Consider the following 13,674-nt stretch of genomic DNA (forward strand, 5'->3'; position numbering starts at 1 on the left):
CGCGAATTCAGGTATATGCGCCCGATAGTAGCATTTATCAAGGCGATGCGGCGGCCGACGCGTGGAAATGCGCAGCGCCTCGCAGGAGGTGCGGTTTTAAGCGCCCAGCCAAGCTGCTAGTATCAAAAGAAGCGCCCCAGCGAGCGGCGGCGCACCAGCACAAGGAACATCACGGAGGCGGCACGCTGCGGCGGCGGCCTCAGGGCGCACCAGAAGAGATTAGGATGATAGCGTGAAAAAAACGTTGGGCGTATTCTTGCCGTTGTACACCACCACCCTGCTGCTGCTGTTGGGCTCGGGCCTGCTCACCACCTACGTCTCGCTGCGGCTGGCCTCCATCCACGTCAGCAGCGCGCTGATCGGCGCCATCATCGCCGCCAACTACATCGGGTTGGTGATCGGTGGCAAGGTCGGCCACTTTCTCATCGCCCGCGTCGGGCATATCCGCGCCTACGTGGCCTGCGCCGGCATCATTACCGCTGCAGTGCTGGGGCACGGCCTAACGGAGTTCATTCCCGCCTGGGTCGCCCTGCGCCTGGTGATCGGGCTGTGCATGATGTGTCAGTACATGGTGCTGGAAAGCTGGCTGAACGACCAGGCGGAATCCAACCAGCGCGGCATGGTGTTCGGCTTCTATATGGCGGCGACCTATCTCGGCATGTCGCTGGGCCAGATCGTGCTGATGCTGCAAAGCAACCTGGGCATCACCACGCTGCTGGTGATCGCGCTGTGCTTCGCGCTCTGTCTGGTGCCCATCGCCCTCACCACCCGCACCAATGCGCGCCACATGTCGCCGGCGCCGATGGAGCTGCGCTACTTTGTCGGCGCCATTCCCAAGGTGCTGGCCACCACATTGGTGATCGGCATGGTGGTGGGCTCGTTTTACGGGCTGGCACCGGTCTATGCCAGCCTGCAGTCCTTAACCACTCAACAAACCGGCCTGTTCATGGCACTGGCCATCTTCGCCGGGCTGGTGGCGCAGTTCCCACTCAGCTGGCTGTCGGATCGCTATAGCCGCCCGTTGCTGATGCGACTCAACGCTATTTTCCTGATCGTGGCGGCGCTGCCGCTGGCGCTGCTGCCGCACATCGACTTCCCGCTGCTGCTGGCGGTGGGATTCGTCGTCAGCATGCTGCAGTTTACGCTTTACCCGTTGGTCGTGGCGCTGGCCAACGATCTGATTGAGCCGGAGCGCCGCGTCTCACTGGCCGCCTGTCTGCTGATGGCGTTCGGCGTCGGCGCCAGCATCGGGCCCTTGGCGGTCGGCGCGCTGATCGAGCCGCTTGGCGGTAATATCCTGTACGCCTTCTTCGCCCTGTGCGGCGTGCTGCTGGCAGCCCTCAGCCGCACGGCGAAAGCGGAGGAACCTCAGCTGGCGCAGGACGCACCGGTGCCGCATATTCCGCTGCCGGACAGCCTCGCCAGCTCGCCGCTGTCGCCGGCGCTCAATCCGACCTTCGATGAGCAGATCATTCACGACACCATGCCGCCGCCGGAAGCGGCGCCCGATGTCGACGAGCCGCAGCCCGAGGAACAGGAGGCGGAGCCCCTGCCTCAGGGGGCCGATCCGCAAGAGGATACCGGCCTGAAAAAGGCGCACGCTATGCTGTAAACGGCGGCGCTACAGATCCTGGAAGGAGCCCAGCATAAAACCGCGTTCGGCGATCGCCGCTTTCAGCGTCGGCGCGGTCAACACCTCCAGCTCGACGAGGCGCGGATGACAGTATTTGCTCTGCAGGATCGTCGCGTCGAGGAACGCCGGGTGGCACATCATTTCCAATGACTCTACGCCCTGCTCGTCGGCGCACGCCAGCCTCTGTAAAAACAAGGCTTCGGAAATCGTCTCGCCGTAGAATCCCGCGTCAAACGCGTCGGTGCTACAGGGTGTCTGCAACGTAATATCGCGCCGTTTCGCCTCTTCGCGATCGAGGCGCAGCGGCAGACCCTGTGCCTGCGCAAACGCCTCCACCAGCGGGTAAATCTGCGGCTGCATATGCACATGGTGGTGGCTGTCGATGTGCGTCGGCGGCCTGCCGAACAGCGTCACAAACCGCGCGAACTGGCGCTGCAGTTCCTCCTGAATCTCGTCCAGCTGCAGCTCGCCGGCCTCGGCGCGGCGCCACAGCCATTTCCCCAGTTCGCCATGCTCGTTGACCAGCGAAGGCATGGCGCCCAGCGGCCTGCCATGGGTCAAAACGAAATGCAGCCCGATCGGCAATCCCGGATATTGCCGGCTGAGCGCCGCCGCGTGCTGGGCGCCGCCGCCGTTCACCATCGCCGTGGTAGAGGAAACCACGCCATGCTGATACGCCTCGATGACGCCGTAGTTTTGCCCCTTGCTCAGGCCGAAGTCGTCGGCATTCACGATCAGTAGTTTTTCCATAATGGCTCCCGCGAGATGGATTTTTGGCAAGGGAAGCCCGACCGACCGACGCGGCATTCCCCTTCGCTAAGGTAAAAATAGAATGATTAACCGGCCGGCGGCCTGAAGCTCATCGGCATATCGGCGTTGATACTGATCGGGAGCGGCCCTAAAGAGGGCCGTAGCACTTTTTTCGGTAGTTGCCTGGGGTCACGTCGGTGAGCCGCTTGAAGTTCTTAATGAACAGGCTGACATCGCCATAGCCGGAATCAAAGGCGATATCGGAAACCGAAGAGTTGGTGACCTCCAGCTGCGTCTTGGCGAAATTGATGCGGATCTCATTGATTACCTGCATCGGCGTCTTATGGTAGTAACGCCGCATCGCCCGGGTCAGATACTCCTGGGTCTTCCCCGACAGCGCCACCATGTTCGCCAACGCCCTTTCGCCGAACATCGCCTTGTCATGCATGCCGGCCAGGGTGTTCTTCAGCCACTGCGGGATATCATCGCCGCCGTCGTTTTCTTCCTTATAGTGACGAATGCGGCTGATCACATAGAAAGTCAGCGTTTCGAGAAATTCGGCGAAATCATCCTCGCGAAACTGCGGCGAACTCACCACCGATTCGATATAGGCCAAAAACTCGCTCCTCAGGCTGTAGGCCTGCGAGGCGACGAAACAGCGCGGCAGCTGCTGCAAATAGTGCTCTTCAAAGAACGCTTTGCTGACCGCCACGTTGAAGATTTTCGTCGCGCCGAACTCGTAAAAGCTCTGGTGGTAGGAGCCGATAGGGATAAAGACGAAATCCCCGCGTTCCAGCAGCACCCGCTTGCCGTTGATCTCCTGGTAGCACTTGCCGCTCAGTACGATGGTGAACTCGTAATAGTCGTGCTGATGCAGCCCGGTGGCGCTTTCCACCTTGTTGTAGATAAACAGGTGAAAATCTTTGCAGTTAAAAAAATCCTGCTCGCGAATCAGCTTCACGTCGTTCGCACTCAGCGAAATTCGGTTGTCGGACACGGCGCCGGCCTCCCGTTAGTCAAATCCGTTGCGTCTGGCCGCCTCGGCAAACCAGTAGCCGCTTTTCTTGATGGTGCGGCGCTGATCCGCCCGATCCAGCCGCACCAGCCCATAACGATTCTTGTAGGCGTTCAGCCAGGACCAACAGTCGATAAAGGTCCACAGATGATAGCCTTTGCACTGCGAGCCTTCCGCCAGCGCGCGGTGCAGCCATTTCAGGTGCTCGCGAATAAAGTCGATGCGGTAATCGTCCTCCACCCGCCCATCGGCGCCGATAAACGCCTCTTCGCCCTCAACGCCCATGCCGTTTTCCGAAATATAACAAGGCAGATTGCCGTAGTTCTCTTTCAGATCCATCAGGATGTCGTACAGCCCCTTTTCGTAGATCTCCCAGCCGCGGTGCGGATTGATTTTGCGGCCCGGCATTGCATAGTAACTGAACAAATCCTCCGGCGATGCGATCGGCCCCTCGGCACGGCGCCCCTCTTTCGCCTGCACCCTGCGCGGTTGGTAATAGTTGACGCCGAGGATGTCCACCACGCCGTCTTCAATCAGCTGCGCATCCTGCGGTTCGCAGTGGGGCATCAGCCCATGCCGCTCCAGCAGCTGCAGCAACGCCGCCGGATAACGCCCTTTGGCGACCGGATCGAGGAAACTGCGGTTGAGCAGCAGATCGGCGTCGTGCGCGGCCTGCCGATCCTCCGGCGCATCGGAACGCGGATAGGTCGGACTCAGGTTCAAAATGATGCCGATATTGCCCGGCAGCTCCCGCGCTCTGAAACGCTGCACCGCCATGGCATGCGCCAGTACGCTTTGATACGCCACGGTGACCGCCCGTTTGAAGTCCACTACGCAAGGGTAGTGCAGGTCATTCAGGTAACCGGCCTCCACCGGCACGATCGGCTCGTTGAAGGTGAACCAGTGGGTGACCCGATCGCCAAACAGATCGAAGCAAATGTCGGCGTAACGCGCATAGGCTTCGACCACCGCCCGGCTTTCCCAACCGCCGCGCTGCTGCATGCACAGCGGCATATCGAAGTGGTAGAGATTGATAAACGGGGTGATGCCCTGCACCAGCAGTTCGTCGATCATCGCGTTATAGAACGCCACCGCCTGCGGGTTCACCTCGCCGTCGCCGTCCGGGATCAGCCGCGACCACGAGATCGACGTTCTAAAGGTATTGTGGCCCAACGTTTTGAGCAGCCCGATATCGGTACGGAAATGGTCGTAAAAGGTTGAGGCCTCGCCCGGCCCCACCCGATCGTGAAAGCGCTCGGGCGCGATCTCGTACCAATAGTCGAAGATGTTGCGGCTCTTGCCGTCCCGTGCGGCCGCCCCTTCAGACTGCGGCGCGGAGGTGGCGCTGCCCCACCAGAACCCGTCGGCAAATTGATATTCCATACTCGCGTCCCTCGCGGGGCGGCCACGCCGCCCCGTTCCACTGTTAGAATTTCAGCGCCTTGGCGATGTCTTCTTCGCTTTCCGTCGCCGCGTCGATCTGGCTCTGCGCCTTGTTGGAGATCGCCACGAACGGCAGATAAATCACGGTGGCGACCGCCAGGTTGAACAGGCTCAGCAACAGGGCCATGATGCTGCCGTTGGTGTTGAAGAACGCCCCCAGGCCGACCGGCATGGTCCAGGGCGCGATGTTGGTGATAGGCGGGATCAGCCCGGAGTAATAAGCCAGCGAGGTGATGATGGTCAGTACCGGCTGCACCAGGATGAACGGAATGAACATCACCGGGTTCATGATCACCGGCAGGCCGAACAGAATCGGTTCGTTGATCTGGAAGATGCCGGACGGCGTCGCCAGCTTGGCGACCTGGCGGTAATCTTCGCGGCGCGAGGCGATGAAGATGGCGATGATCAGGCCCAGCGTCGAGCCGGTGCCGCCGAGGTAAATGTAGGAGTCGACAAACGGCTTCGCCCACATGTGGAACTCTTTCCCGGCGGCCACCGCCGCTTCGACCGAACCGTATTTGTTGTAAAGCTCCACGTTTTCCAGCGCGAACGGCGTCATGATGCCGCTGTCCAGCGCCGCCAGCGCCATGGAGCCGTGCACCCCAAAGAACCACAGCAGCGAGGAGAACAGCACGTACACCCAGCCCACCACGCTGCCCATCTTGGCCAGCGGCGCCGAAATGCCGTCCATGATGATCTGGTGGAAATTGGTGCCCCAGTGCGCCAGCGCGAACGCCACCAGCCCCATGATGGAGAGGATGATGAAACCGGGGATCAGCGCCGAGAAGGAGCGCGACACCGAAGCCGGCACGCTGTCCGGCAGGCTGATCACCCAGTTGCGCCGCACGATAAAAGCGAACATCTCGGCCACCACCAGCCCGATCACCATACCGGAAATGATGTTGGCGCCGCCCAGCCAGTTGGCGCCCACCGCATAGGCCTCGCCGACGTTAAACGGCGTGACGGTCATAAAGGCCGCCACCGCCAGCAGCGCCGAGGCCAACGGATCGACCTTGCGCTCTTCGGCCAACGCCATGCTGATAAAGAACGGCGTCATCAGGGACATGATCCCCAGCGTACCGTTGTAAACGCTGCCGCCGATGCTCTTCAGGCCGTTCAGCGTCTCGATGGTGGAGGCATCCAGGCGCACGCCCAGCGAATAGAAGAACGATCCTTCGCCGAAGCTCAGAAACACATTGTTGATCAACACGAACATCGCCCCGGTCAAGGTCAGCGGCATCAGGCGGATAAAGCCGTTTTTGATGGCGTTGACGTGGGGCTGCTTACCGATTTTTACGGCGAAAGGCAGGATAACCTTCTCGAGCGAGGCAATGAGGGTATTCACGGCGGCCTCCTGTTATTGATTGGCTTTCTTGATGGCGGCCACCGCGGCCTTCAGCACCCCCAGCCCATCGACCTTGCCGTACAGCAGCGGATCGATGACTTCAACAGGTTTGTTGGGCAGCTGTTTTTGCACTTCCGGCAAGGTGTAGGCGATCTGCGGCCCCAGCAGGATCAGATCCGCTTCAACGCCTTTCTCCGCGGCCAGCGCCTCCGGATAGGCGGCGATGATCACCGGTACTTCGTATTTCTCGGCCTGCGCCTTCATTTTTGATACCAACAGGGAAGTGGACATACCGGCAGAACAAAACAGATAGATTTTTTTCTTTTCCATACCAAGCACCTCAGATAATCAAAAAAACCCCGTGTTATTTGTATGCCAGATGCAATCACGATTGCTTCACGCACATTCCTTATGAAAATTTCCGTCACGTTGCCCTGGTTGCAGACAGTATACGGAGCATGAAAAACGGATCGGTAAGCCAGCGAGGATAATAACCGTCTCTCCTTGACCTGCTGGCTTGACCCCCTTCACATTTCACATAAAAAAATAGTGTGACCGGGCTCTCAAATAACCGATTAAAACTCGGAATATTCGCAATAAATACTCAAATATCAATTATAAACAGCCAGTTATAAACTCGCCGGGAATTTAAGGGATTATTTGCGCCCGAACAAACGAAGAGGGAGTAAAAATAGTTCAAGCTTGATTCGCTTACTTGCCATCCGAACGCGATGGCCGGTGAAGAAGATTAGGTGGGCAGACGCAGCAACTCGATCACCGTGGCCAGCGCCACGGAATGATTCCTGCGGTTGGGATAATAGAGATAAAAACCGGGAAACGGCGCGCACCAGTCGGCCAACACCCGCCGCAGCCGCCCGCTCGCGAGGTGTTCTTCCACCTCCTGTTCGATGGCGAAAGCGATGCCGACGTGCGCCAACGCCGCCTGCAGCAACAGCCTGGCGTCATCCACGATAAGCGGGCTGTTGACCGCCACGGAAAATCGCTGCTCGCCCTGCTGAAATGCCCATTTGTAGCGCTCGCCCGAAGAGGCCTTGCGCCAACCGATGCAGCGGTGCTGCAGCAAATCCTGTGGATGCGTCGGTTCGCCGTGCCGTTGAAAATAGTCCGGCGTAGCGACGATGGCAAAACGCAGATCCGGCGTCAGACGCACCGCACGCATATCGTTGTGCAGATCCTCGCCGAGCCGAATACCGGCGTCAAAGCCTTGCTCGACGATGTTGGCAAACCCTTCGTCCGCCACCACCTCCAGCGTAATGCCGGGGTACTCGCTGGCCAACCGCCCCAGATGCGGCACGATGGCGAGATCGATCGCCGAACGCGGCGCGTTGATGCGCACCAGGCCGCGTGGCCCTTCGCGAAACACATTCAGGCTCTCCAGCGCGGCGTCGATGTCGGTAAAGGCCGGCACCAGCTGTGCCAACAGATGCTCACCGGCCTCCGTCGGCGAGACGTTGCGGGTGGTGCGGTTCAGCAGGCGAATGCCCACCTGCGCTTCCAGTTCGCGCAGGGTGTGGGTCAGCGTCGGTGGCGTCACGCCCAGTCGGGCGGCGGCGCGGCGGAAGCTGCGTTCACTGGCGATAGCCACGAAGGCCGCCAGGCCGGACAATTCGGGTTTCTTCATGCTATTAATATAAATTATCTAATAGTGAGATGAATTTTTAGCGGATAGTTATCCGTCATCTAACAACATAGCATTGCGATCGAACCCATTACCAGGTATCGATGCGATGATTAATGCTACAGCTCCAACTCATGAAACGCCGCGCCGTCTGGCTGACAAAGTCGTGCTGGTAAGCGGTGGCGGCACCGGTATCGGCCGTGCAGCCGCGCTGGCCTATGCCCGTGAAGGTGCAAAAGTGGCGCTGGCCGGCCGGCGTGCGGCGGAAATCGAAGCCACGGCGCGCGACATCGCGCTCGCCGGCGGCGACGCCCTGCCCATCGTGGCCGACGTCTCCCTGGAAAACGACATCCGCAGGCTGATCGCCACGGTGACCGCCCACTACGGCCGGCTCGACGTCGCCTTCAACAACGCCGGCATCATCGGCAACTTCGCCCCCATCACCGAACAGAGCAGCGAGGATTTTGACCGCGTGATCGCCATTAACCTTCGTGGCGTCTGGCTGGCGATGAAATACGAGATTGAAACCTTCCTGGCGCAGCATTCAGGCGGCGTGATCGTTAACACCTCCTCCTGGCTGACCCACGGCGCGCTCGCCGGCTCATCCAGCTATTCCGCCAGCAAAGGCGCGCTCGACGCGATGATCCGCGCGGTGGCGCTCGAATACAGCGGCCAGGGCATCCGCGTCAACAATATCAACCCCGGCATCATCGACACGCCGATGGCGCGCGGCAGCGTGGCCGACAGCGCGGCGTTCGCGCCCTTTATCGCCCACACGCCCGCCGGCCGCCTGGGCGAATCGGAAGACATCGGCGATGTGGCGCTGTGGCTGGCGACGGACGAAGCCCGCTTCATTACCGGCCAAAGCCTGCTGGTGGACGGCGGTTACACCATCGCCGGCATGCGCTGAGGGGGCGACGCCATGAACTACGTTCGGCTTGGCGACAGCGGCCTGCAGGTGTCCCGCCTTTGTCTGGGCGGCATGACCTACGGCGATCCGGCCTGGCGGCCCTGGGTGTTGAAGGAAGACGAAGCGCGCCCCTTGATCCGCGAGGCGCTGGAGGCAGGCATCAATTTTTTCGATACCGCCAACATTTACTCCGGCGGAGAAAGCGAGCGCATTCTCGGCCGCGCGCTGAAGGCGTTCGCCCGTCGTGAAGACGTGGTGATCGCCACCAAAGCCTACTTTCCGATGGACGCGCAGCCGAACAGCCGCGGGCTGTCGCGCAAGCACCTGCTGCACAGCGTCGACGCCTCCTTGCAGCGGCTGGGAGCGGATTACCTCGATCTGTTCGTATTGCACCGCTTCGACACCGAAACGCCGATCGAAGAAACTGCCGACACCCTCGACGGCCTGGTGCGGGCGGGCAAGATCCGCTATCTCGGCGCGTCTTCACTGCACGCATGGCGCCTGATGAAAATGCTGGCCTTTCAACGTCAGCACCACCTGGCGCCGTTTATTTCGTTGCAAAGTCAATACAACCTGGTGACGCGTGAAGACGAAGAAGAATTGATCCCGCTGTGCCTGGAGGAAGGTCTTGGCCTGACGCCCTGGTCGCCGCTGGCTCGCGGCGTGTTGGCCGGCTCCGGCAGTGGCGGCACGCTGCGCGCCGCCACCGACGAACAGGCGCCCCGTTGGTACGGCGGCAGAAACGAGGTGGAATGCACCGTCGCTGCCGTAGCGGAGGTGGCGGCCACGCGCGGCGTTCCACCGGCGCAGATCGCGCTGGCCTGGCTGTTGGCCAAACCCGGCGTAGCGTCGCCGCTGGTGGGCATGTCCAAGCCACACCATCTGCAGGATGCGCTGGCGGCGCTCGACCTCAGGCTATCGCCGGAAGACGTGGCCGCGCTGGAGGCGCCAATGGCACACGCTGCCCGCCCCGAGCGCTGGTAGCCCCTTTTCCCTCATTCCCGGAGAGAAACATGTCATACGCTGTTACCGCGCGAGCGGCGTTGTTCACCCTCGCTGCCGCATTCACCCTTAGCGCGCCGGCGCAGGCCGCCGTCAGCGCAGACTGCACGGAAAGCAGCATAACGCTGCCGCCCGGCGCACTTTACCCCAACGGCATCGCCCGCGCGGCGGACGGTACGCTGTATGTCGGGCTGATCACCAGCGGCAACGTGCTGCGCAAACGGCCGGGTCAGGCGTGGGAAACCTTCTTCCCCGGCGCTGACACGGTGTTCGCCTCAAACGCGCTGCGGCTGGACGAACGGCGCGGGCTGCTGTGGGGGAACTCGCCGGACTTTCTCTCCGGCGGCAAAACGCGCGCCAACCGCATCTATGCGCTGAACGTCGCGGATGGCACCCTCAACCGCAGCCTGGCGCTGCCGGCGGGGGAAATGGGCAACGATATCGTGCTCGGCGCAGACGGCACGGTGTACGTGACGGAAACCCGCGGCGGCGGCATCCTGCGCCTGCGGCCGGGCGAAACGGCCTTCAGTACGCTGTATCGGGATCCGCAATTGGTGGCTCCCAGCGGGTTGGGGGCCGCCGGGATCGTGCTGCTCGACGACCGGCTGATGGCAGTCGCCAATTTCGGCACCGGTAAGCTCTACGCCCTCAGCTATAACGATCCGAAGCCGCAGCTGACGGAAATGCAGCTGCCGCGCCTCATCGAAAACCCGGACGGGATGGGGTTGGCACCGGACGGCGCGCTGATCGTGCTGGAAAACGGGATCCAGAGCGGCCAGGGGCGGATCCTGCGGATCCCTTCCCCCAAGGCGGCAGGCATGCACCGGATTGAGATCTTGCGCGAAGGCATGGAATCGCCGGTCAACCTGACTATCACGCCACAAGGCTGCGCCTTCGTCAGCGAATCGCGCATCCGCCACCGCCTGCTGCCCGACCATGAAACCGAAGTGCCCGACAGCTTCCGCCTCTATCAACTGCCTTTGCCTCTCACCGCCGCGCAATAACCTTTCCACCACCACTGCGGGCGGCGACTTGCGTTGTTGTCCGCAGGCGAACAACAATCTCGCTGCGTTACAAACCCGCCTTGCGCTACGCTTCCCATTTTTACCTGTGACAGCCGATTGCCCGCTGGGCTAGTATAAGCGTCTGTGCAAACCTCAGGTTTGAGCGCGCCGTCTGGCGTTTTGATGATTTGATTTGCGCCGCCCGGCAAGCGCTGAATGGGGCGGCGCCTGCTGAAACAATGTGATAGCGAATGACGACAATGAAAATCACAGTTCCCTTTACATTCAATGGATTGGAAAAATAATCGCATGAATAGCACCGATAAACTCGATTCGCATACGCCGATGATGCAGCAGTACCTGCGCCTCAAGGCCCAGCATCCTGAAATCCTGCTGTTCTACCGCATGGGCGACTTCTACGAGCTGTTTTACGACGACGCCAAGCGCGCTTCCCAACTGCTGGATATCTCGCTGACCAAACGCGGCGCCTCGGCGGGTGAACCGATCCCGATGGCCGGCGTGCCGCACCACGCGGTGGAGAACTACCTAGCCAAGCTGGTGCAGCTCGGCGAGTCCGTCGCCATCTGCGAGCAGATCGGCGATCCGGCCACCAGCAAAGGGCCGGTCGAACGCAAAGTGGTGCGTATCGTCACCCCCGGCACCATCACCGACGAAGCGCTGCTGCAAGAGCGTCAGGACAACCTGCTGGCGGCGATCTGGCAGGACGCGCGCGGTTTCGGCTACGCCACACTGGACGTCAGCTCCGGCCGCTTCCGCGTCGCCGAGCCGCAGGATCTGGAAACCATGGCCGCCGAGCTGCAGCGCACCAATCCGGCCGAGTTGCTCTACCCGGAAACCTTCGAACAAATGGCGCTCATAGAACAGCGCCACGGCCTGCGCCGCCGCCCACTGTGGGAATTCGAGCTTGAGACCGCGCGTCAGCAGCTCAACCTGCAGTTCGGCACCCGCGATCTGACCGGCTTTGGCGTCGAGCAGGCGCACCAGGCGCTGCGCGCCGCCGGCTGCCTGCTGCAGTACGTCAAAGATACCCAGCGCACTTCACTGCCGCACATTCGCGGCCTCACCATGGAGCGCCAGCAGGACGGCATCATCATGGACGCCGCGACCCGCCGCAATCTGGAGCTGACGCAAAACCTGTCCGGCGGCAGCGACAACACGCTGGCGGCGATCCTCGATCGCACGGTCACGCCGATGGGCAGCCGCATGCTGAAACGCTGGCTGCACATGCCGACCCGCGATATCAAGGTTCTCACCGCCCGCCAACAGGCGATCGGCGCATTGCAGGACCTGTTCAGCGATCTGCAGCCTTCTCTGCGTCAGGTGGGCGATCAGGAGCGAATTTTGGCGCGTCTGGCGCTGCGCACCGCGCGGCCGCGCGATCTGGCGCGCATGCGCCATGCTTTCCAGCAACTGCCGGACATCCGCGCGCTGCTGCAAGACGTGGACACCCCGCACGTGCAGCAGCTGCTGTCACAGGTGGGCCAGTTCGACGAGCTGCGTGAGCTGCTGGAACGCGCGGTCATTGAATCGCCGCCGGTGCTGGTGCGCGACGGCGGCGTGATCGCCCCCGGGTACAACAGCGAACTGGACGAGTGGCGCGCACTGGCCGACGGCGCCAGCGACTACCTCGATCGGCTGGAGATCCGCGAGCGTGAAAAACTGGGGCTGGATACGCTCAAGGTCGGTTTTAACGGCGTACACGGCTACTACATTCAGGTCAGTCGTGGCCAAAGCCACCTGGTGCCGATCCACTATGTGCGCCGCCAGACGCTGAAAAACGCCGAGCGCTACATCATCCCGGAATTGAAAGAGTACGAAGACAAAGTGCTCACCTCCAAGGGTAAGGCGCTGGCGATCGAGAAAAGCCTGTACGACGAGCTGTTTGATCTGCTGCTGCCGCACTTGGCGGAACTGCAGCAAAGCGCCACCGCACTGGCCGAGCTGGACGTGCTGGCCAACCTGGCCGAGCGCGCCGATACCCTGAACTACGCTTGCCCAACCATGAGTGAACAGCCGGGGATCCGCATTACCGAAGGTCGCCACCCGGTGGTAGAGCAGGTGCTGAGTGAGCCGTTTATCTCCAACCCGCTCACCCTGTCGCCACAGCGCCGCATGCTGATCATCACCGGCCCGAACATGGGCGGTAAAAGTACCTATATGCGGCAAACGGCGCTGATCGTGCTGATGGCGCACATCGGCAGTTACGTGCCGGCCACCAAGGCCACTATCGGCCCGGTGGATCGCATCTTCACCCGCGTCGGCGCGGCGGACGATCTGGCTTCCGGCCGCTCTACCTTCATGGTGGAGATGACCGAAACCGCCAACATCCTGCACAACGCCACTGAGCACAGCCTGGTGTTGATGGATGAAATCGGCCGCGGCACCTCCACTTACGACGGCCTGTCGCTGGCCTGGGCCTGCGCCGAGAACCTGGCCAACCGCATCAAGGCGATGACGCTGTTCGCCACCCACTACTTCGAGCTGACGACGCTACCGGAGAAAATGGAAGGCGTGGTCAACGTGCATCTGGACGCGCTCGAACATGGCGATACCATCGCCTTCATGCACAGCGTGCAGGACGGGGCTGCCAGCAAAAGCTATGGCCTGGCGGTCGCCGCGCTGGCCGGCGTGCCGCGCGACGTCATCAAGCGCGCCCGTCAGAAGCTGCGCGAGCTGGAGTCTATCTCCAGCCACACCGCCTCGGGCAGCGTCGATGCCACCCAGATGACGCTGCTGCAGGAAGAGACCTCGCCGGCGGTAGAAGCCCTGGAGGCGCTGGATCCGGATTCCCTGTCGCCACGCCAGGCGCTGGAATGGATCTACCGGCTGAAAAATATGGTGTAGTCTGGCGCCAAACGCGGGCATAAAAAAACGGTGAGCATCATGCTCACCGTTTTTATTTGATGCGGTTC

General features: G+C 61.5%; 11 protein-coding genes. 5 read left to right on the forward strand and 6 right to left on the reverse strand.

All coding sequences use genetic code 11. The features are described from left to right. The first annotated feature begins 232 nt into the window (after nt 1-232). On the forward strand, nt 233-1,612 hold the full coding sequence (locus tag WCL58_RS15570; protein WP_049200345.1) for an MFS transporter: 1,380 nt from the start codon (nt 233-235) through the stop codon (nt 1,610-1,612). Nucleotides 1,613-1,621: 9 nt separating this feature from the next. On the opposite strand, the gene chbG is transcribed toward WCL58_RS15570, so the two are convergent. From chbG to WCL58_RS15600, 6 genes are all read right to left on the reverse strand, one after another. Continuing rightward, entirely contained in the window at nt 1,622-2,383 is a 762-nt protein-coding gene (chbG, locus tag WCL58_RS15575) for a chitin disaccharide deacetylase (RefSeq protein WP_336851349.1), read from the reverse strand. Nucleotides 2,384-2,531: 148 nt separating this feature from the next. Next, nucleotides 2,532-3,380, reverse strand: a complete 849-nt coding sequence (gene chbR / locus WCL58_RS15580) for a transcriptional regulator ChbR (protein WP_060425318.1) — start codon at nt 3,378-3,380, stop codon at nt 2,532-2,534. A gap of 15 nt (nt 3,381-3,395) precedes the next feature. Beyond that, entirely contained in the window at nt 3,396-4,781 is a 1,386-nt protein-coding gene (locus WCL58_RS15585) for a glycoside hydrolase family 1 protein (protein ID WP_336851350.1), read from the reverse strand. Between the two features lie 43 nt (nt 4,782-4,824). After that, nucleotides 4,825-6,186, reverse strand: coding sequence for a PTS N,N'-diacetylchitobiose transporter subunit IIC (gene chbC, locus WCL58_RS15590; protein WP_049200339.1), 1,362 nt, complete (start codon nt 6,184-6,186; stop codon nt 4,825-4,827). A gap of 12 nt (nt 6,187-6,198) precedes the next feature. Further along, a complete protein-coding gene (locus WCL58_RS15595) occupies nt 6,199-6,516 on the reverse strand; it encodes a PTS sugar transporter subunit IIB (protein ID WP_004932561.1) in 318 nt (105 codons plus the stop codon). A gap of 418 nt (nt 6,517-6,934) precedes the next feature. Further along, nucleotides 6,935-7,828, reverse strand: coding sequence for a LysR family transcriptional regulator (locus WCL58_RS15600; protein ID WP_087762915.1), 894 nt, complete (start codon nt 7,826-7,828; stop codon nt 6,935-6,937). A 106-nt stretch (nt 7,829-7,934) separates the two neighbouring features. Here WCL58_RS15600 and WCL58_RS15605 point away from each other — a divergent pair, with 106 nt between their 5' ends. The 4 genes from WCL58_RS15605 to mutS all read left to right on the forward strand — a co-directional run bounded on the left by WCL58_RS15605 (nt 7,935) and on the right by mutS (nt 13,606). Then, nucleotides 7,935-8,735 (forward strand): SDR family NAD(P)-dependent oxidoreductase, encoded by an 801-nt coding sequence (locus WCL58_RS15605; RefSeq protein ID WP_319856707.1) that lies wholly within the window; start codon nt 7,935-7,937, stop codon nt 8,733-8,735. A gap of 12 nt (nt 8,736-8,747) precedes the next feature. Further along, nucleotides 8,748-9,719 carry an aldo/keto reductase gene (locus tag WCL58_RS15610; RefSeq protein WP_336851351.1) on the forward strand — a complete coding sequence of 324 codons (972 nt, stop codon included), beginning with the start codon at nt 8,748-8,750 and terminating at the stop codon, nt 9,717-9,719. Between the two features lie 29 nt (nt 9,720-9,748). Continuing rightward, complete coding sequence (locus WCL58_RS15615) at nt 9,749-10,741, forward strand: Vgb family protein (RefSeq protein ID WP_336851352.1); 993 nt, start codon at nt 9,749-9,751, stop codon at nt 10,739-10,741. Between the two features lie 309 nt (nt 10,742-11,050). Next, nucleotides 11,051-13,606, forward strand: coding sequence for a DNA mismatch repair protein MutS (gene mutS / locus WCL58_RS15620; protein WP_336851353.1), 2,556 nt, complete (start codon nt 11,051-11,053; stop codon nt 13,604-13,606). Nucleotides 13,607-13,674 lie beyond the last annotated feature (68 nt).

Source organism: Serratia sp. TMDUHS_CL, from assembly GCF_037137105.1.
Taxonomy (GTDB): Bacteria; Pseudomonadota; Gammaproteobacteria; order Enterobacterales; family Enterobacteriaceae; genus Serratia; species Serratia nevei.